We start from the raw sequence: 19,523 nt of genomic DNA, 5'->3' as shown, positions 1-19,523 counted from the left end.
ACCGCCGGCACGCGGTGCGGCACGATCATGCCGAGAGCGAACACGTACCATCGCACTCATGACCGTTCCCTCGCTCTCCGTCACCGCCTCACCCGCCGCCGAAGCCGATGCCGACGTCGTCCTGCTCGCCGCGCGAAAGGGCGCAGACGGGCCCGAACTGCTCGCCGCCGACGGATTCGAGTGGGTCGCGCCGCTGCTCTCCACCATGGGCGCCACGGGCGCCGCCGACGAACTCACCCGCCTCCCCGGCTCCGGCAGCGGACCGCGCGTCGTCGCGGTCGCCGGCGTCGGTGAGCGAGCGGATGTCGCGAGCCTCCGTGTGGCCGCCGGGTCCGCGGTGCGGCGGTTCGCCGACACCGCCTCCGTCGCGATCGCCGTGCCGACCGACGATGTCGAGGCGGCTGCCGCGCTGCTCGAGGGCGCCGCACTCGGGGCGTACGCGTACGACGAGTACCGCACCGACCCGAAGCCGCCGGTCACCCGCATCGACCTCCACACCGACTTCACCGCCGACCGGCTCGGACTGGACCGTGTTCGTGCCGTCGTGGCCGCCGTCGCACGGACGAAGGACCTCGTCAACGCATCGCCCGCGGAACTCTTCCCCGCGAGCTTCGCCGACATCGCAGTCGAGGTCGCGACCGGGGCCGGTGCCACCGCCAAGGTCTGGGACGAAGCCGCGCTCGAGGCCGACGGCTTCGGCGGCATCCTCGGCGTCGGCCAGGGCTCGAGCCGAGGACCGCGGCTCGTGCGACTCGAATGGGCTCCGGAAGGGGCATCCGTGCACCTCGCGCTCGTCGGCAAGGGGATCACGTTCGATTCCGGCGGGCTCTCGCTGAAGCCGATGGCCTCGATGGTGGGAATGAAGACCGACATGGCGGGCGCGGCGGCGGTCCTCGCGGCGATCGTCGCGCTGGCCGAGCTCGAGGTGCCCGTTCGGGTCTCGGGGTGGCTCTGCCTCGCCGAGAACATGCCGTCGGGCACGGCGACCCGGCCGAACGACGTGCTGCGCATCCGCGGCGGCAAGACGGTCGAGGTCGTCAACACCGACGCCGAGGGGCGACTCGTGCTCGCCGACGCCCTCGTCGCCGCGAGCGAGGAACAGCCCGACGCGATCGTCGACGTCGCGACCCTCACGGGCGCCCAGGTCGTCGCGCTCGGTCATCGCATCGCCGGGGTCATGGGCGACGACGAACTGGTCGCCGAAGTGCGCGCCGCGGCCGATGCCGTCGACGAGTCGACCTGGCCGATGCCGTTGCCCGGCAACCTGCTGCCCCTGCTCAAGTCCGATGTCGCCGACCTCACCAACACGAAGCTCGGCATGACCGTTCCCGGCATGCTGCTCGCGGGGGTCTTTCTCCAGCAGTTCGTGGGCAGCCGAGAAGGCTCTGAAGAACGCATCCCATGGGCGCACATCGACATCGCCGGTCCTGCCCACAACTCCGGTGCGGGATGGGGATTCACCGGATCGGGAGCCACCGGCGTCGCGGTCCGCACCCTCGTCCGCCTGGGCGAGCGGCTCGCCGCGGGGTAGTAAGGTCATATGGGCGAGAACGTCGCCGAAGAGCCTGCCACGGCGACGCGCCGGAGGCAGTCCGTGTCGCAGATCAGGTGCGCAAGGGAGAATGCGGTTGTCCGAGCAGAACTTTGACATTGTCGTCCTGGGCGGCGGAAGCGCGGGCTATGCCGCGGCGATCCGCGCCATCGAACTCGGCCTCACGGCCGTGGTGATCGAGAAGGACAAGCTGGGCGGCACATGTCTGCATCGCGGCTGCATCCCGACCAAGGCGCTGCTGCACGCCGCCGAGGTCGCCGAGGTCTCGAAGGACGCCGCGAAGTACGGCATCAAGACCGCGTTCGAGGGCATCGACATGAACGCCGTCTCCGCCTACCGCGAGGGCATCGTCTCGAGCAAGTGGAAGGGCCTGCAGGGCCTGCTGAAGGCGCGGGGCATCCCCGTGGTCGAGGGTGAGGGCCGACTCGTCGCGGCGAACACCGTGCAGGTCGGCGACGACCGCTACGTCGGCAAGAACGTCGTGCTCGCCACGGGCTCGTACTCCAAGTCGCTTCCCGGCCTCGAGATCGGCGGTCGCGTGATCACGAGCGAGCAGGCACTCGAGCTCGACTTCGTGCCCAGGAAGGTCGCCGTGCTCGGCGGCGGCGTCATCGGCGTCGAGTTCGCGAGCGTGTGGCGCTCGTTCGGCGCAGAGGTGACCATCATCGAGGCGCTCCCCCACCTCGTCCCCAACGAAGAGGAGTCGATCTCCAAGCAGCTCGAGCGCGCGTTCCGCAAGCGCGGCATCGACTTCTCGCTCGGCGTGCGGTTCCAGAGCGTCACTCAGAACGACCAGGGCGTCGTCGTGACCCTCGAGAACGGCCAGACCTACGAGGCCGAGCTCCTGCTCGTCGCCGTCGGCCGTGGCCCCGTCACGCAGAACCTCGGCTATGAAGAGGTCGGCGTCACCCTCGACCGAGGCTTCGTGCCCACCAACGAGCGCCTCGAGACGAACGTGCCCGGCGTCTACGCCGTCGGCGACATCGTCCCCGGGCTGCAGCTCGCGCACCGCAGCTACCAGCAGGGCATCTTCGTCGCTGAAGAGATCGCCGGCCTCAACCCGATCATCGTCGAAGACGTCAACATCCCCAAGATCACGTACTGCGAGCCCGAGATCGCGTCGGTCGGGTACACCGAGGCACGGGCCGCCGAGAAGTTCGGTGCCGACCAGGTCAGCGCCTACGACTACAACCTCGCCGGCAACGGCAAGAGCAGCATCCTGGGCACGAGCGGCTCGATCAAGGTCGTCCGGGTCAACGACGGGCCGATCGTCGGCGTGCACATCATCGCCGGGCGAGCGGGTGAACTCATCGCCGAGGCGCAGCTCGCGGTCAACTGGGAGGCCTACCCCGAAGACATCGCGCCCTTCATCCACGCCCACCCGACCCAGGGCGAGGCGTTCGGCGAGGCCGTGCTGAAGCTGGCCGGCAAGCCGCTGCACGCGATCTGATCCCACCGCCCCCAACCACGACTGCAATAAGCTAGAACGCGTTCCACGCTGTGAAGGAGACAAGCGCATGAGCGAATCCGTCAGCCTCCCGGCACTCGGTGAGAGTGTCACTGAAGGCACGGTCACCCGCTGGCTGAAGAATGTCGGCGACCGTGTCGAGGTCGACGAGCCGCTGCTCGAGGTCTCGACCGACAAGGTCGACACCGAGATCCCGTCGCCGGTTGCGGGGGTCATCGAGGCGATCCTCGTCCAAGAGGACGAGACCGTCGAGGTCGGCACCGCCCTGGTGACGATCGGCGACGGCTCCGGAGCCGCCGCCGCTCCCGAGGCGGCACCACAGCCTGAGGCAGTGCCCGCAGCTGAGGCCGCCGCACCTGCACCTGAAGCCGCAGCACCCGCTGCCCCTGCCCCTGCGCCTGAGCCGGCCGAGGCACCCGCTCCCGAGGCCGCACCAGCGCCTGCGGCGGCACCCACGCCCGCCCCGGCACCCGAGCCCGCAGCGGCACCCGAGCCCGCAGCGGCTCCCGCAGCGGCACCCGAGCCCGCAGCCGCACCTGCTCCCGCCGCGGCACCCGAGCCCACTCCTGCCGCGGCACCCGAGCCCGCAGCCGCACCTGCTCCGGCCGCGGCACCCGCGACGGCTGCACAGCCCGCCGCAGCCCCCGCCGCACCGGCTGCGGCCCCCGCCGCACCGGCTGCGGCCCCCGCCGCACCGGCTGCGGCGCCCGCCGCTTCCGGCGCGCACGCCGGGCCCTCGGGATACGTCACCCCGATCGTTCGCAAGCTCGCGAACGAGCAGGGCGTCGACCTCGCGAGCGTCATCGGCACGGGCGTCGGCGGTCGCATCCGCAAGCAGGACGTCATCTCGGCACAGAGCGCTCCCGCTGCGGCCGCCCCGGCTGCGCGTCAGCCGCTCGAGCCGTCGCCGCTGCGCGGTACGACGGTGCCGATGACGCGCCTGCGCAAGGTCGTCGCCGAGCGCGCCGTCGTCTCGATGACCTCGACCGCACAGCTGACGACCGTCGTCGAGGTCGATGTCACCCGTGTGGCTCGACTTCGCGACAAGGTCAAGGGCGACTTCCTCGCCAAGACGGGCAACAAGCTCTCGTTCCTGCCCTTCTTCGCGATGGCCGCTGCCGAAGCGCTGCAGGCGTACCCCATCATCAACTCGACGGTCGACGGCGACAACATCGTCTACCCGGCCAGCGAGAACATGAGCATCGCGGTCGACACCGAGCGCGGACTGCTCACGCCGGTCATCCGCAACTCGGCAGAGCTCGACCTCGCGGGTCTCGCTGCCCAGATCGCCGACCTGGCCGATCGCACCCGCAACAACCAGCTGAAGCCCGACGAGCTCTCCGGTGGCACGTTCACGCTCACGAACACGGGCTCGCGCGGCGCGCTGTTCGACACGCCGGTCGTGTTCCTCCCGCAGTCGGCGATCCTCGGCACCGGCACCGTCGTCAAGCGCGCAGTTGTCGTCAGCCAGGACGGCGCCGACGCGATCGCCGTGCGTTCGATGGTCTACCTCGCACTGTCGTACGACCACCGCATCATCGACGGCGCTGACGCAGCCCGCTTCCTCACCGCGGTCAAGGAGCGCCTCGAAGAGGGCGCGTTCGAGGGCGACCTCGGCATCTAGCCGAAGAGCTCACGCAATCGCCAGCCGGCCTCGCCCCTCATCACGAGGAGCGAGGCCGGTTCGCGTTGGGCGTCGAGGTACGGAACCGAGAGCAGCACCGCCGATCCCATCTCGGCGGTGACGGCGATCGCATCGAGCGCGAACGAGTCCGGCGGCATGGCCGACCCCGATCGCGCCTGTGCCAACAGGTCGAGATCGGCACGCTCGATCGCCGAATCGGGTTGCGCCACCTGAGCGAGACACGCCTGGTCGAGCGATGCGAGGCAACTCGCGCGCAGCTCGAGCAGGTGCGCGGCGGCGCTCACCGCGTCCAGATCCGGCTCCGCCTCGGCGTCGCTCACGGGCACCTTCGACCCGTCGTTCGTAGCCGAAGCCGAGGACTGCGAGGGCTCGGCGGCGGCCGGAGCCTCGGGATCCGATTGCGGCGTCGAAGCCGGTTCCGCGGCGGTCCCCTCATCGGCTGGCGCCGGTGGAACGAGTGTGAGCAGCATCACGAGCGCGGCACCGCCGATCAGCCCGCCGACGAGGACCGGTCGACGGCGGGCGGCGAGTCGACGCCTCAGCCGCCCGACCAGGGTCGCCGCATGATCGCGGTCGGCCATCTCGGCAACGCGGTCGGCGGACGGCACCGGCACCGGCAGTTGGGCGATCTCAGCGAGGACGGAGAGCGCTCCTCGCCGACTGCGGCGCGGAGTCTCCTCGGGAGCTGGCGCGTCCGGTTGAGGCGTCTGCGGTGCCATCATCCGTCCCGGGAGCGCTGTCCGTCGAGGACGCACGGCCACCCCCGTGATGGGCGTCGGCGTCGCAGCGTCGAAGAGCGCCCGCTCGACGGCTCGTTCGCAGGCCACGAACGGGCGTGTCGCGAGCGCGGCCCTGATGATCTCGAGCGGCTCATCGAAGACGCCGGCCGGCCTCGTCGCCTGCACGACATCGCCGATGAGGTCGGCGAGCACCTCGTGGCCTGTGCGCATCAGGTCGGTGCGCAGGGCTTCGTTCCCGGGGCCCGGCATCCGCTGCAGCGCACCCAGTCCGATGATGCGCGGTCGCCCTGCGGCGTCGATGATCACGTCATTGGCCGACAATCTCGTGTGCACGTAGCCGGTCGCAGCGAGTTCGGCCACCGCGACGACGATGGGAGCGAGGATCGTCACCGCCTCACCGGGATCGAGCGTGCGCCCCAGGAGCAGGCCGGCCAAAGTGGGCCCCGGCATTCGTTCGACTGCCAGGCAGCAACGGCCGTCGTCGAGCGCCGCCACGTCGTAGAGCGCGGGCAGCGACTCAGAGGTGTCGGCCGCCATCGCTTCGATCTCCGTGGCGATCGACTCCCCCGACACGCTCGATGTGTAGACCCGAACCGCGACGAGCGAGGCGGCGTCCGCGGCGTCGCTCTCCGCGCGATCGACGGTGGCGAGGAAGACGTCGGCTCGATCGCCGGTGGCGATGCGCCGCAGGAGTCGGTAGCCTGCAAGGCTCCGCTCGGTCGTGGTCGTGATCGACGGCCCCTCGGGCGCGGACCGGTCGGCGGCAGCAGGTCGGGTCGTTCGGCGCATGTCTGGATCCTGTGGCCCGACACGTCGCCGGGACCGCGCCCGCGATCGTGGTGTGGAAGCACCGACGACGTGCGCGAATGGGGAGGACGAGTCGCCTAGACTGGCGGAATGCTCGACATCGTCGTCGCGGGGCTAAGCGCCAACTCCGTGCCGTACATCGAGGGTCTCGACCTTCAGCGCGCCGTCCATCGCGCGGTCGTCGCGGGCGAACGCCCCGACACCGTACTCCTCCTGGAGCACCACTCCGTCTACACCGCCGGCAAGCGCACTGCGCCCGACGAGCGGCCGACCGACGGAACCCCTGTCATCGACGTCGACCGCGGCGGCAAGATCACCTGGCACGGTCCCGGCCAACTCGTCGGGTATCCGATCCTCCGTCTGCCTGAGCCTGTCGACGTCGTCGGCTACGTGCGGCGACTCGAGGGCATCCTCATCGACGTGCTCTCCGAAGTCGGCGTCGACGGCCGAAGGGTCGACGGTCGCTCCGGGGTCTGGGTCGGGAGCCCGGGCTTCGAGAACAAGATCGCCGCGATCGGGATCCGCGTCGCCGACGGCGTCACGATGCACGGCTTCGCACTCAACTGCAGCAATTCGCTCGAACCCTATGACCGGATCGTCGCCTGCGGCATCCGTGACGCCGGCATCACGACGATCAGTCGCGAGATCGGCCGCGGCCTGACCCCGGAAGACCTCGTCGACCCGATCAGCCGCCGGTTCCTCGCCGCGGCCGAGGACGCGGTCGCCGCATGAGCACGGCACCCGATGGGCGCCGCATGCTGCGCCTCGAAGTCCGCAACGCCCAGACGCCCATCGAGCGCAAGCCCGAGTGGATCAAGACCCGGGCGAAGATGGGCCCCGAGTATCGTGCCCTGCAGTCGCTCGTGAAGAGCGAGGAACTGCACACGGTCTGCCAAGAGGCCGGATGTCCCAACATCTACGAGTGCTGGGAGGACCGCGAGGCGACATTCCTCATCGGCGGCTCGCAGTGCACGCGTCGATGCGACTTCTGCCAGATCGACACCGGCAAGCCGGCCGACTACGACGTCGACGAGCCCCGGCGGGTCGCGGAGTCGGTCGTGCGAATGCAGTTGCGGTACTCGACCGTCACGGGCGTCGCCCGCGACGACCTGCCCGACGAGGGCGCGTGGCTGTACGCCGAGACGATCCGCGAGATCCACCGTCAGTCGCCGGGTACCGGGGTGGAGATCCTGGTTCCCGACTTCTCGGGCAATCCCCGCCACCTCGCCGAGGTCTTCTCCGCGCGACCCGAGGTGTTCGCGCACAATGTCGAGACGGTGCCGCGCATCTTCAAGCGCATCCGCCCCGCCTTCCGCTACGAGCGCTCGCTCGACGTGCTCACCCAGGGCCGTGATGCCGGGTTGATCACGAAGTCCAACCTCATCCTCGGCATGGGCGAGGAACGCGCCGAGATCTCGCAGGCGCTGCGCGACCTGCATGGCGCCGGCACCGACATCATCACCATCACCCAGTACCTTCGGCCGAGCCCGAGACACCTCCCCGTCGACCGTTGGGTTCGCCCCGAGGAGTTCGTCGAGCTCAAGGCCGAGGCCGAGGAGATCGGGTTCCTCGGCGTGCTCGCTGGGCCGCTCGTGCGCTCCTCGTACCGCGCGGGGCGTCTCTGGGCGCAGTCGATGCAGGCCAAGGGGCGCCCGCTCCCCGACGAGCTCGCGCACCTGGCCGACGCCTCGCTGGGGTTCGCGCAGGCTGTCGGCTGAAGACCGCGCCGGCCGGCTCGGATCGCGTGTCCTCGCACGTTCCGAGCCGGCCTCGCGCGCCGGTATCCTAGACACCATGGCACGCACCAAGGACGCATCGAAGGCTCAGAAGGAGCCCGGCCGCCTCAAGCAGATGTGGCAGGTCTTCCAGATGACCCGCCGATACGATCCGAAGGCGCAATGGCTCATGCTCGCCGCCTTCCTCGCGCCGGTGCTCGTCGGTGTGGGTCTCGGCATCTGGTTCGGCGAGGGCAACGGCTTCACGATCGCCCTCTGGGTGGTCGCCGGCGTGCTCGCGGGCTTGCTGCTCGGGCTCGTGGTGCTCGGCCGTCGCGCCGAGCGCGCCGCGTACTCGCAGATCGAGGGCCAGCCCGGCGCCGTCGGTGCAGTGCTGCGCAGCGGCCTGCGGGGCGGTTGGGTCGGCAACGAGATGCCCATCGCCGTGAACGGCAAGACCCAAGACGCGGTGTACCGTGCAGTCGGCCGCGGCGGTGTCGCCCTCATCAGCGAGGGCCCCATCTCACGCACGCAACGCATGCTCGACGACGAGATGCGCAAGGTCCAGCGCGTGCTGCCGAACGTGCCGATCTCGCTCATCTCGGTCGGCACCGACGAGGGGTCGATCGAGCTCCACCGCCTCCCCCGTGCACTGCGTTCCACGAAGAAGGCGCTCACGAAGCCCGAGGTGCTGGCCGTGTCGAACCGCCTCAACTCGCTGCAGACGCAGCTTCCGATCCCGAAGGGCATCGACCCGATGAAGGTCCGCCCGCAGCGCGGCAAGGCCCGCTGACCCGAATCGTCGCGCACGCGGCATCCGTTCTCGAAATCGATCGACGGATGCCGCGTCGCCGTCTACGCGCGGATCAGCACCGTGCCGGCGAGCTTGTCGTGGAACCCGCGCTGGTCGGAGTCCCACACGAGTGCGGGCACGACGAGCAGGAGCAGCACCGTGCGCACGACGGGGCGCCACGGTCCGACCCAGCCGCCGGTGAGCGGTACCACGTGCATGCCGAGCAGCCGGTGCCCGATGCTGCCGCCGATGGTCGGAATGAACGCGACCTGCAGCACGGCGAAGACGAGCGGCGTCACCCACGTGTAGGCGGCCGACTCGTACGGCGTGAACAGGAGCGCGATGAGCATCGCGCTCGCCCAGTCGATGAGCAGCGCGGCGATGCGCCTCCCGGCCCGCGCGACCGAGCCGGTGCCGTGATCCGGCAGCCCGAGCCGCTCGCCCGGCCATCGACTCGGCTCGAGATCTCCGGACGTTCGGGGCGTGGATTGGGGCATCCGACGATTCTATCGACTCGCGCCGGGCGTAACATTGCCGAAACATTCCGGTCATGGTCGGGAAACGGCGTGAAGATAGTGTCGCTCGTGGCTGTGAACGTTCGTCCGGCCCACCCGCCTGCCCCGATGGAGATTACGTCACATGTTCAGTGATTCGTCCGAAGTGCTCAAGTTCATCAAGGAGACGGATGTCAAGTTCCTCGACATCCGCTTCACCGACCTCCCGGGCGTGCAGCAGCACTTCAACATCCCGGCGTCGACGGTCGACGAGGAGTTCTTCACCGTCGGCCAACTCTTCGACGGTTCGTCGATTCGAGGCTTCGCGAACATCCACGAGTCCGACATGCAGCTCATCCCCGACGTGTCGACGGCGTACGTCGACCCGTTCCGTGCCGAGCGCACGCTGATCATGGTCTTCGACATCTACAACCCGCGCAACGGCGAGATCTACTCGAAGGACCCGCGTCAAGTCGCGAAGAAGGCCGAGAAGTACCTCGCGTCGACCGGCATCGCGGACACCGCGTACTTCGCGCCCGAGGCGGAGTTCTACATCTTCGACGACGTGCGCTACGAGGTGAACCAGCACTCGAGCTTCTACACGGTCGACTCCGAAGAGGGCGCCTGGAACTCGGGCCGCGCCGAAGAGGGCGGCAACCTCGGCAACAAGACCCCCTACAAGGGCGGCTACTTCCCCGTCTCGCCGGTCGACAAGCAGGCCGACCTGCGCGACGACATCTCGCTGAAGCTCATCGACGCCGGCCTCATCCTCGAGCGCGCGCACCACGAGGTGGGCACGGGCGGCCAGGCCGAGATCAACTACCGCTTCGACACGATGGTGCACGCGGCCGACGACATCCTGAAGTTCAAGTACATCGTCAAGAACACCGCCGACCAGTGGGGCAAGACGGCGACGTTCATGCCGAAGCCCCTGTTCGGCGACAACGGTTCGGGCATGCACACGCACCAGTCGCTGTGGAACGATGGCAAGCCCCTGTTCTACGACGAGGCCGGCTACGGCGGCCTGTCCGACGTCGCCCGCTGGTACATCGGCGGCCTGCTCAAGCACGCCCCCGCGGTGCTCGCCTTCACGAACCCCACGGTCAACTCGTACCACCGTCTCGTGCCCGGTTTCGAGGCTCCCGTGAACCTGGTCTACTCGGCGGGCAACCGCTCGGCCTCGATCCGTATCCCGATCACGGGCACGAACCCCAAGGCCAAGCGCATCGAGTTCCGCGCCCCCGACGCGTCGGGCAACCCCTACCTGGCGTTCGCGGCCCAGCTCATGGCGGGCATCGACGGCATCCGCAACCGCATCGAGCCGCACGAGCCGGTCGACAAGGACCTCTACGAGCTTCCGCCCGAGGAGGCAAAGTCGATCCCGCAGGTTCCCGGTTCGCTGGGCGAGGCGCTCGCAGCGCTCGAGGCCGACCACGACTTCCTCCTCGAGGGCGGCGTGTTCACCAAGGAGCTCATCGAGACCTGGATCGACTACAAGCGCGAGAAGGAACTGAAGCCGCTCGCTCAGCGCCCGCACCCGTTCGAGTTCGAGCTCTACTACGGAGTGTAGAGAAGAGTCTCCCCCGAGCTGGGCTTTCCAGCGGCAGTCCCCCCGCTCGTCCGCAGAGAGTCCGCAATAGAGTCCGCCCGCGCTGCCAACACCCCCCGCAATGGCAGCCCGGGCGGACTCGTCTTCGTCGGGCCACTCTCGCATGGACCGTCCGCCCTGCCCTAGCGTGCGCGGTCGCTCCACGCTCACCCGGTCGTCGGCGTGCGCTGCGGTCCGAGGCCGTAGAAGCCGCGCTCGAACACGGCTCGCGCCCGACGCGTGACCTGCAGGTATTCGTGTTCGAGCTGCACCGCCGAGCCCGGCGGGTAGCCCATGATGCGGGCGACGCCCTCGAGCTGTGAACGTTCGACCGGAAGCACATCGGTGGTCCGGTCGAGCCAGAGCGTGAGCGCCGATCGGGCACGCGAGGCGAACACCCACGCTGCGCGGAGCACCTCTGCATCGGAAGGGTCGACGAGCCCGTGCGCGGCAGCCGCCTGCAGCGCGTCGAGCGTCGAGGTGGTGCGCAGGTCGGCGACGGATGCACCGTGCTTCAGCTGCTCGAGCTGCACGAACCATTCGACGTCGGAGAGCGAGCCTCGGCCGAGCTTCAGGTGGCGGGTCGGGTCGGCTGCCTGCGGCAGTCGCTCGTTCTCGACACGGGCCTTGATGCGCTTGACCTCGCGCACGTCTCGGTCGGAGATGCGGTCGGGGTAGCGCACCGAGTCGGCCAGCTCGGTGAAGTCGGCGATGAGTGCGGCATCGCCCGCGACGCCGCGCGCGCGAAGCAGTGCCTGCGCCTCCCAGGTGAGCGACCAGCGGGCGTAGTAGGCGCGGTACGCGTCGAGCGACCGTGCGACGACCCCGTTGCGGCCTTCTGGGCGCAGGTCTGCGTCGAGCTCGAACGGGAGCCGAGCGTCTTCGCTCAGCCGCACGAGTTCGGAGACGATCCTCAACGCCCGGCGATGCGCGGCGTCGGCGTCGGCGTCCGCGCTGATCGGCCGGTAGACGTAGATGATGTCGGCATCGGATCCGATGCCGAGCTCTCGGCCCCCGAAGCGACCCATGCCGATGACGGCGAACTCGATGCCGTCGGGTTCGCCGCCGCGGATCGCCTCGACGAGGGCGGCGATGTGGTTCTCGGTCACGTCGCTGAGCCCGTGGCCGAGTTCTTCGACCGTGCACACGTCGAGGATCCCGGCGAGTGACAGGCGCAGCATCTCACGTCGCCGCATCGCTCGGAAGATCTTCGCGGCATCGTCGGGTTCCCCATGCCTGCTGAGCACCGCACGCGACTCGTCTTCGAGCGACGCCAGCGACCGCGGCCGCAATTCGTCGACGTCTTCGAGCCAGGCCACCGCCTCGGGTGCGCGCTCGAGCAGGGCTGCAGCGAAGCGCGAACCCGAGAGCACCCGCGTGAGCCGCAGGGCCGCGTCGGAGGAGTCGCGCAGGAGCCGCAGGTACCAGTGCGTCGTGCCGAGCGTGTCGCTCAGCCGACGGAACGAGAGCAGACCGAAGTCGGGATCCGTGCCTTCGGCGATCCACGAGATGAGCACGGGCATGAGGTGACGCTGGATCGCCGCGCGCCGGGTCACTCCGGCCGTGAGCGCGGCGATGTGCGCGAGGGCACCGCGCGGGTCGCGGAATCCGATCGCCGCGAGGCGCGCCTCGGCCTGCTCGCTCGTGAGCTCGAGACCCGACGCGGGCAGGGCGGCGACCGCCGACAGCAGGGGACGGTAGAAGAGCCGCTCGTGCAGCCCCCGAACTCTCTGGCGGGTCGACTGCCAGGTCGCCTGGAGTTCCGCGGCGTTGCGCCCGAGTCCCGAGGCCCTGGCGAGCACGCGGAGGCTGCGCTCGCCGCGCGGCATGAGGTGCGTACGTCGCATCCGGTCGAGCTGCATGCGGTGCTCGAGCACCCGCAGGACGCGGTAGTCGCGCGAGAACTCGGCGGCCTCCTCGCGGCCGACGTAGCTGCGCTCGGCGAGTGCCGAGAGCGCAGCGAGCGTACCGGGCTGATGGATCGCGTCGTCGGTCGCGCCGTGCACCAGCTGCAGCAGCTGCACCGTGAATTCGATGTCGCGAAGCCCTCCGGGACCGAGCTTGATCTGCACGTCGACCTCGTCGGCGGGGATGTGGGCGGTGACCCGCTCGCGCATGCGCTGCACCGACTCGACGAAGCCCTCACGACTCGAGCTCGACCACACCTTCGGTGCCACGCCCGCCGCGTAACGTGCGCCGAGCTCGAGGTCGCCGGCGAGCGGTCGCGCCTTGAGCAGCGCCTGGAACTCCCAGCTCTTCGCCCACCGGTCGTAGTACTGCAGGTGCGACTCGAGCGTGCGCACGAGCGCGCCGTCCTTTCCCTCAGGGCGCAGGTTCGGGTCGACCTCCCAGAGCGGCGGCTCGATGCCGGCCTCGGCGATGAGCCGCATCGTCGTGATCGCGAGACGAGTGGCGATGTCGAGCGCCCGAGGTGTGCCGACGACGTCCTCGTCGTCCGACTCCGCCACGAAGATGACATCGACATCGCTGACGTAGTTGAGTTCGCGAGCGCCGGCCTTGCCCATGCCGATGATCGCGAGCCGGGTCGCCGCGACCTCATCGACCGGAAAGGTGCCGTGGGTCGCCGGGGCGCCGTCTGGCCTGCCGATGAGTCGGCGAGCCGCCGCGAGTGCCGCATCGAGGGCGGCGCCCGCGAGGTCGGCGAGTCCCGAGCCGATCGTGTCGACGACGTCGACCGCGTCGGCACGGGTGAGGTCGTACAGTGCGATGCCGGCGAGCAGTCGCCGGTAGCGCACGCGGATGCGCGTCGCCGCGTCGGCTGTATCGAGTCGGCCGCCCGTGCCGCCGTCGTCGAGCGATGCGAGCAGCGCGGCGCGGGCATCGTCGACGTCGAGCGGCGGTGCCGGAACCTCCTGGAAGAGCGCGATCTGCGTCGGATGACGCAGAAGGAAGTCGCCCAGCCCACGCGAAGCACCGAGCAGGCGGGTCATGCGCTCGGCCGACGCGTCGTGCGCGAGCACTGCTGCGACCTCGGCCGGAGCCCGGTCGTTCAGGCGCTGCACCGCGACGAGCGCCTCATCGGGGTCGGCCGCGACGCCGAACGCATCGAGGAGCCGCTCGGGAGCAGTCCCGGTCGCGGCGGTCAGCGCCTCGATGCCGGCCGCGGCCCGATCGAGCTCATCGAACCCAGCCCGGGCGAGGCGGGCGAGGGTCGGGACCTTGCGGGTCATCGCCGCGCGGTCAGAGGATCTCGAGGTTGCGCTGCAACTCGAAGGGCGTCACCTGCGAGCGGTAGTCGCGCCACTCGGCCCGCTTGTTCGCGAGCACGTAGTTGAACACCTGCTCGCCGAGCGTCTCGGCGACCAGTTCGGAGGTCTCCATGTACTCGATGGCGTGGTCGAGGCTCGCCGGCAGCGGGCTGTAGCCGAGCGCGCGACGCTCGCTGTCCGTGAGCGCCCATACGTCGTCTTCGGCCTCGGGCGGCAACTCGTAGCCCTCTTCGATGCCCTTCATGCCCGCGGCGAGAAGCAGCGAGAACGCGAGATACGGATTCGCCGCCGAGTCGATCGCGCGGTACTCGACGCGAGCACTCTGGCCCTTGTTGGGCTTGTAGAGCGGCACGCGCACGAGCGCGGAGCGGTTGTTGTGGCCCCAGCAGATGAAGCTCGGCGCCTCGTCGCCACCCCACAGTCGCTTGTAGGAGTTCACGAACTGGTTCGTGACCGCCGAGATCTCGTTGGCATGCTTCAGCAGGCCCGCGATGAACTGCCGGCCGATCTTCGACAACTGGTACTGGGCGCCCGGCTCGTAGAACGCGTTCGCGTCGCCCTCGAAGAGGGAGAGGTGCGTGTGCATGCCACTGCCGGGGTACTGCGAGAACGGCTTGGGCATGAACGTCGCGTAGACGCCCTGCTCGATCGCGACCTCCTTCACGACGGTGCGGAACGTCATGATGTTGTCGGCGGTGGTGAGGGCGTCGGCATACCGCAGGTCGATCTCGTTCTGGCCCGGACCTGCCTCGTGGTGGCTGAACTCCACCGAGATGCCGAGGTCTTCGAGCATGCGCACCGAGCGGCGCCGGAAGTCGTGCGCGGTGCCGCCCGGAACGTTGTCGAAGTAGCCGGCCGAGTCGACCGGTTGCGGCCCGTCTTCGCCGTACTTCGACGAGCGCAGCAGGTAGAACTCGATCTCGGGGTGCGTGTAGAACGTGAATCCGCGGTCGGCCGCCCGCTCGAGCGTGCGCTTGAGCACGTTGCGGGGATCGGCCACCGCCGGCACGCCGTCGGGCGTGGTGATGTCGCAGAACATGCGCCCGGTGGGGTCGATGTCGCCACGCCAGGGCAGCGTCTGGAACGTCGACGGGTCGGGGAAGGCGAGCAGGTCGGATTCGAAGGTTCGGCTGAGGCCCTCGATCGCCGACCCGTCGAAGCCGATGCCCTCGGTGAACGCGCCCTCGACCTCGGCGGGCGCGATCGCCACCGATTTCAGGGTGCCGACGACATCGGTGAACCAGAGCCTGACGAACTTGACGCTCCGCTCCTCGATCGTGCGAAGAACGAAGTCACGCTGCTTATCCATCCACACCCTCTCTCGCAGTTCTCAGCGTACTGGCTCGGGCCAGCCCGCAGTGCCGAGCACGGATGCCCCGTGTGCAAGGATTGGCCCCATGTCAGGCGAGCCCCAGACCGCAGCATCCGACAGCTCCTCCGGAGCCGAGCAGAACCCGTATGGCGGCGCTTCGGCGCCGGGTGGCCCCAAGCGCGTGCGAACCAGGCACTTCCAGAACGCCAAGCGCGACGGCATCAAGATCACGGGGCTGACGAGCTACGACCAGCTCACGGCGCGCATCTTCGACGAGGCCGGCATCGACTTCCTGCTCGTCGGCGACTCCGCGGGCAACAACGTGTTCGGGCATGAGACGACCCTTCCCGTGACCGTCGACGAGCTCATCCCCCTCGCCCGCGCGGTGGCGGGTGCGGTCACACGTGCGTTCGTCATCGCCGACATGCCGTTCGGCTCCTACGAGAACGGGCCCGAGGACGCGCTGCACACCGCGGTGCGGTTCATGAAGGAGACCGGTGCGCACGCGGTCAAGCTCGAGGGCGGCGAGCGCTCCTACAAGCAGATCCGCCGCATCGTCCAGGCCGGCATCCCCGTGATGGCGCACATCGGCTACACACCGCAGAGCGAGCACGGGCTCGGCGGCCACGTCATCCAGGGCCGCGGCGAGGGTGTGCAGCAGTTGCTCGCAGACGCCAAGGCGGTGCAGGACGCCGGTGCGTTCGCGGTCGTGCTCGAGATGGTGCCGGCCGATGCGGCGCGCCAGGTCACCGAGCTGCTCGACATCCCGACCATCAGCGTCGGCGCGGGCCCGCACACCGATGGGCAGCTGCTCGTGTGGACCGACTGGGCGGGACTCACCATCGGCCGAGTCCCCAAGTTCGTGAAGCAGTACGCGAACCTGGCGGGAATCCTCAGCGACGCCGCGAAGGAGTGGCGCGCCGATGTCGAGGCCGGCAGTTACCCGAACTCCGAGCACAGCTACGAGTAGGTCTCGATACGCGCCCCGACATCGTCGGCCGCGACTCGACCGACGGGCACGTCACCGGTGAGGGTCAGTTCTCGGCCGCGTCCTCCTCGGCCCACTTCGCGCTGTTGGCCCGGAGTATCTCGAGGGCCCGCTCGGCTTCGGCTCGGGTCTCGAACGGACCGACCCGGTCGACCGACGGCGAGACGAAGCCCTGCTCGACCTCACCGGTGTTCATGTTGTACCAGTACATGTGCTCGATGTCCTCGGCCATAGGCTGATCCTATGCCCAAGGATTCCGCCGGCCGCCTGGTTCCCGGACGACTCTCGCCGACCCGATCCGTACCCGCCACCATCGACCGGCCCGAATACGTCGGCAAGCGGGCGCCGTCGCCGTACACGGGCGGCGACTGGTACGCACCCGACGAGGTCGAACGCATCCGTGCGGCCGGGCGCATCGCCGCTCGCGCGATCGAAGCGGCGGCTGCAGCCATCCGCCCCGGCGTCACGACCGACGAGCTCGATCGCATCGCACACGAGTACGTCGTCGCGAACGGCGCCTACCCCTCGACGCTCGGCTACCGCGGGTATCCGAAGTCGAGCTGCACGTCGGTCAACGAGGTGATCTGTCACGGCATCCCCGACGACACCGTGCTGGCCGACGGCGACCTCGTGAACATCGACGTCACCGCCTATCTCGACGGGTTCCACGGCGACCTCAACCACACGTTCCTCGTCGGCGAGGCGGGTGACGAGGCGACCCTGCTCGTCGACCGCACCCGTGAGGCGCTTGCGCGGGGCATCCGTGCCGTTGCACCGGGCCGGCAGATCAACGTCATCGGGCGCGCCATCGAGGCGTATGCGAAGCGGTTCGGCTACGGCGTCGTGCGCGACTACACGGGGCACGGCGTAGGCCGCGCGTTCCACTCGGGGCTGGTCATCCCCCACTACGACTCCCCCGAGTTCGACACGGTCATGGAGCCCGGCATGGTGTTCACGATCGAACCGATGCTCACGCTCGGTGCGATCGAGTGGGATGTCTGGGCCGACGACTGGACCGTCGTCACCCGCGACCGATCGCTCACGGCGCAGTTCGAGCACACGCTCGTGGTGACCGACAAAGGCGCCGAGATCCTGACCCTGCCGTGACCCGGCCGCCCCGGCGCGCTCGCGCCGGGAGCCCGTCGGCCGAGCGATAGTCTGGCGGCATGGCGACTGACCACGCGATCGGCATCGACATCGGCGGCACCGGCATCAAGGGGGCGATCGTCGATCTCGCCACCGGTGAGCTCGTCTCGGACCGGAAGAAGGTGCGCACGCCCGAGGGCGGCCGGCCCGCCGACATCCTCGACGCCGCACGCGACCTCCTGGCCCAACTCGACGAGCACGGCGGCACCAAGCTGCCCCTCGGGGTCTGCTTCCCGGCCATCGTGAAGCACGGTCGCACGCTGTCGGCGGCGAACATCTCGGAAGAGTGGATCGGCCTGCCCGCCGAGGAGCTGTTCGAGCAGGAACTCGGCCGCGAGATCCACTTCATCAACGACGCCGATGCCGCCGGTTACGCCGAGGCGCGGTACGGTGCGGCCGTGGGAGCCGAGGGCCTCGTGATCCTCACCACGCTGGGCACCGGCATCGGGTCGGCGTTCCTCTACGACGGGGTGCTGGTGCCGAACACCGAGCTCGGCCACATGGAGGTCGACGGCGTCGGCGCCGAGACGCGTGCGGCGTACTCGGCCATGGAGCGCGAAGACCTCAGCTGGGGCGAGTGGGCGAAACGCCTGCAGCGGTTCTATGCGATGGTGGAGTTCCTGTTCTCCCCCGACCTCTTCGTGGTCGGCGGCGGTGTCTCGAAGCACCACGAGCACTTCCTGCCGCTGCTCGACCTGAAGACCCCGATCGTGCCTGCTGTGCACCGCAACAACGCCGGCATCCTCGGCGCCGCCTCGCTCGCCGTCGACTGAGCGCTCTGCCGACTGAGCGCCCCTCGAGCGTGTCGCGGGCTCACCGCCCTGCGGCCGAGCGGCCGGTGCGAGCGGGCCGGCTGATACGCCGGGTTCTGTTCACCGGGCGCTTGCGCGACACCGGCTGGACGGCCATCTCTCTCGGGGCCGCGTTGCCGCGACCCTCCAGCGGCCTACCCGGGAACGGGACGGGCAGCCCCATCGTTCCCTGTCTGGCCTTGCTCCGGACGAGGTTTACCGAGCCGACCGCGTCACCACGGCCGCTGGTGGGCTCTTACCCCACCGTTTCACCCTTACCTCCGGCTTGCGCCGGTGGCGGTCTGCTTTCTGTGGCACTGTCTCGCGGGTTGCCCCGGGTGGGTGTTACCCACCGTCCTGCCCTGCGGAGCCCGGACGTTCCTCGGCGCACGGCCGAAACCGTACGACGCGACCGTCTTGCCGACCCGCTCGCGGTTCCAGCCTACCGTCGGCACCCGTGCGTCACGGCAACGTGCGATCGGATGCCCCGCGCGCGGCTCGACGCGGGATCAGAGGCCCGACTCATCCGTTCGAACAAGGATGCGATCGCATTCGGGGCATTGCACGACGTCGTCGGGCGCGGATCGGCGCACGGACTCGAGATCGGAGCCGGTGAGCGTGATCGTGCACCCGCCGCACGTGCGCTGTCGCAGCAGGGCCGCACCGACGCCGCCGCCGCGAGTGCGGCGCTGTTCGTAGAACGCGAGCAGGTCTGCGGGGACACCGCCCGCGACGACGGCGCGATCGCGTTCGGTCTGGTCGCGCTCGTTGCCGAAGCCCGCGGCCGCCTCGCCGCGTGCGGACTCGAGCTCGGCCACCTCTGCCGCGATCGCCGCACGCTGGGCATCGATGTCGGCGACGACCGCCTCGGCGGCCTCGACCTTCTCCATGACCACCAGTTCTTGGTCTTCGAGGTCGCTGCGGCGCTTGGCGAGTGCCGTGAGCTCGGATTCGAGCGCCGCGACGTCCTTCACTGACGAAGTGTGCTGCACGCGGTCGGTGTCGCGGGCGATGCGCGCCTCAACGACGGCGACGTCGGATTCGAGACGGGCGAGCTCCGCCTTGGCGTCTTCGAGGCCGCCGACCGCCTCGGCCCGCGTGCCGCGCACCGCCGTGTCCCTGGCGGCGAGGTCGGCGAGCGGGGCTGCCTGCGGCAGGGAGCCGAGCCGGTGATCGAGCTGCGCGAGCCTGGTGTCGAGCGACTGGAGTCGCAGCAGTTGCTCTTGATCGGCTGGGCTGGCCTTCACGTGGTGC

The 19,523-nt window shown here is 69.6% G+C and carries 16 protein-coding genes and 1 other RNA gene; 10 read left to right on the top strand and 7 right to left on the bottom strand.

From position 1 onward, the window contains the following. Positions 1-58 precede the first annotated feature (58 nt). From LQ757_RS07380 to LQ757_RS07370, 3 genes are all read left to right on the top strand, one after another. Positions 59-1,531: a leucyl aminopeptidase gene (locus LQ757_RS07380; protein WP_231046579.1), complete on the top strand. Its 1,473-nt coding sequence runs from the start codon at positions 59-61 to the stop codon at positions 1,529-1,531. Between the two features lie 97 nt (positions 1,532-1,628). Beyond that, complete coding sequence (lpdA, locus tag LQ757_RS07375) at positions 1,629-3,002, top strand: dihydrolipoyl dehydrogenase (protein WP_231046578.1); 1,374 nt, start codon at positions 1,629-1,631, stop codon at positions 3,000-3,002. A 67-nt stretch (positions 3,003-3,069) separates the two neighbouring features. Beyond that, positions 3,070-4,644, top strand: coding sequence for a 2-oxo acid dehydrogenase subunit E2 (locus LQ757_RS07370; protein WP_231046577.1), 1,575 nt, complete (start codon positions 3,070-3,072; stop codon positions 4,642-4,644). On the opposite strand, the gene LQ757_RS07365 is transcribed toward LQ757_RS07370, so the two are convergent. Continuing rightward, positions 4,641-6,194 carry a serine/threonine-protein kinase gene (locus LQ757_RS07365; RefSeq protein ID WP_231046576.1) on the bottom strand — a complete coding sequence of 518 codons (1,554 nt, stop codon included), beginning with the start codon at positions 6,192-6,194 and terminating at the stop codon, positions 4,641-4,643. The two genes, LQ757_RS07370 and LQ757_RS07365, sit on opposite strands and share 4 nt — an antisense overlap. Positions 6,195-6,302: 108 nt before the next feature. On the opposite strand from LQ757_RS07365, the gene lipB reads away from it, so the two are divergent. The 3 genes from lipB to LQ757_RS07350 all read left to right on the top strand — a co-directional run bounded on the left by lipB (position 6,303) and on the right by LQ757_RS07350 (position 8,720). Next, positions 6,303-6,944 (top strand): lipoyl(octanoyl) transferase LipB, encoded by a 642-nt coding sequence (gene lipB, locus LQ757_RS07360; RefSeq protein WP_231046575.1) that lies wholly within the window; start codon positions 6,303-6,305, stop codon positions 6,942-6,944. Beyond that, positions 6,941-7,930 carry a lipoyl synthase gene (lipA, locus tag LQ757_RS07355; protein ID WP_231046574.1) on the top strand — a complete coding sequence of 330 codons (990 nt, stop codon included), beginning with the start codon at positions 6,941-6,943 and terminating at the stop codon, positions 7,928-7,930. Before lipB ends, lipA begins: the two co-directional genes overlap by 4 nt. 76 nt (positions 7,931-8,006) lie before the next feature. Then, a complete protein-coding gene (locus tag LQ757_RS07350) occupies positions 8,007-8,720 on the top strand; it encodes a DUF4191 domain-containing protein (protein WP_231046573.1) in 714 nt (237 codons plus the stop codon). 62 nt (positions 8,721-8,782) lie between these two features. Here the strand turns inward: LQ757_RS07350 and LQ757_RS07345 are convergent, their stop codons facing one another. Continuing rightward, positions 8,783-9,217 (bottom strand): RDD family protein, encoded by a 435-nt coding sequence (locus LQ757_RS07345; protein WP_231046572.1) that lies wholly within the window; start codon positions 9,215-9,217, stop codon positions 8,783-8,785. 142 nt (positions 9,218-9,359) lie between these two features. Between LQ757_RS07345 and glnA the strand changes: the two genes are divergently transcribed. Further along, complete coding sequence (gene glnA / locus LQ757_RS07340; protein ID WP_231046571.1) at positions 9,360-10,784, top strand: type I glutamate--ammonia ligase; 1,425 nt, start codon at positions 9,360-9,362, stop codon at positions 10,782-10,784. Between the two features lie 185 nt (positions 10,785-10,969). On the opposite strand, the gene LQ757_RS07335 is transcribed toward glnA, so the two are convergent. Both LQ757_RS07335 and LQ757_RS07330 read right to left on the bottom strand, forming a co-directional pair. Then, on the bottom strand, positions 10,970-13,993 hold the full coding sequence (locus LQ757_RS07335) for a bifunctional [glutamine synthetase] adenylyltransferase/[glutamine synthetase]-adenylyl-L-tyrosine phosphorylase (RefSeq protein ID WP_231046570.1): 3,024 nt from the start codon (positions 13,991-13,993) through the stop codon (positions 10,970-10,972). A 10-nt stretch (positions 13,994-14,003) separates the two neighbouring features. Beyond that, entirely contained in the window at positions 14,004-15,341 is a 1,338-nt protein-coding gene (locus LQ757_RS07330; protein WP_231046569.1) for a glutamine synthetase family protein, read from the bottom strand. Between the two features lie 88 nt (positions 15,342-15,429). Here LQ757_RS07330 and panB point away from each other — a divergent pair, with 88 nt between their 5' ends. Then, the gene (gene panB, locus LQ757_RS07325; protein WP_231046568.1) at positions 15,430-16,314 is read left to right on the top strand and encodes a 3-methyl-2-oxobutanoate hydroxymethyltransferase; all 885 of its coding nucleotides are present in this window, start codon (positions 15,430-15,432) and stop codon (positions 16,312-16,314) included. A gap of 64 nt (positions 16,315-16,378) precedes the next feature. Here panB and LQ757_RS07320 read toward each other — a convergent pair whose 3' ends face one another. Further along, positions 16,379-16,564: an SPOR domain-containing protein gene (locus LQ757_RS07320; protein ID WP_231046567.1), complete on the bottom strand. Its 186-nt coding sequence runs from the start codon at positions 16,562-16,564 to the stop codon at positions 16,379-16,381. 11 nt (positions 16,565-16,575) lie between these two features. Here LQ757_RS07320 and map point away from each other — a divergent pair, with 11 nt between their 5' ends. Next, complete coding sequence (gene map / locus LQ757_RS07315; RefSeq protein WP_231046566.1) at positions 16,576-17,439, top strand: type I methionyl aminopeptidase; 864 nt, start codon at positions 16,576-16,578, stop codon at positions 17,437-17,439. A 59-nt stretch (positions 17,440-17,498) separates the two neighbouring features. Continuing rightward, on the top strand, positions 17,499-18,251 hold the full coding sequence (gene ppgK, locus LQ757_RS07310) for a polyphosphate--glucose phosphotransferase (protein ID WP_231046565.1): 753 nt from the start codon (positions 17,499-17,501) through the stop codon (positions 18,249-18,251). A 68-nt stretch (positions 18,252-18,319) separates the two neighbouring features. Here the strand turns inward: ppgK and rnpB are convergent. Beyond that, positions 18,320-18,697: RNase P RNA component class A (gene rnpB, locus LQ757_RS07305), an RNA gene on the bottom strand. Positions 18,698-18,778: 81 nt separating this feature from the next. Further along, the gene (locus tag LQ757_RS07300) at positions 18,779-19,516 is read right to left on the bottom strand and encodes a zinc ribbon domain-containing protein (RefSeq protein ID WP_231046564.1); all 738 of its coding nucleotides are present in this window, start codon (positions 19,514-19,516) and stop codon (positions 18,779-18,781) included. Between the last annotated feature and the right edge of the window lie 7 nt (positions 19,517-19,523).

Origin of the sequence: Agromyces cavernae, assembly GCF_021044935.1 — a bacterium.
Classification (GTDB): Bacteria; Actinomycetota; Actinomycetes; order Actinomycetales; family Microbacteriaceae; genus Agromyces; species Agromyces cavernae.
The sequence above is the reverse complement of the archived record's forward strand: the minus strand, read 5'-3'. Positions and strand labels throughout refer to the sequence as shown.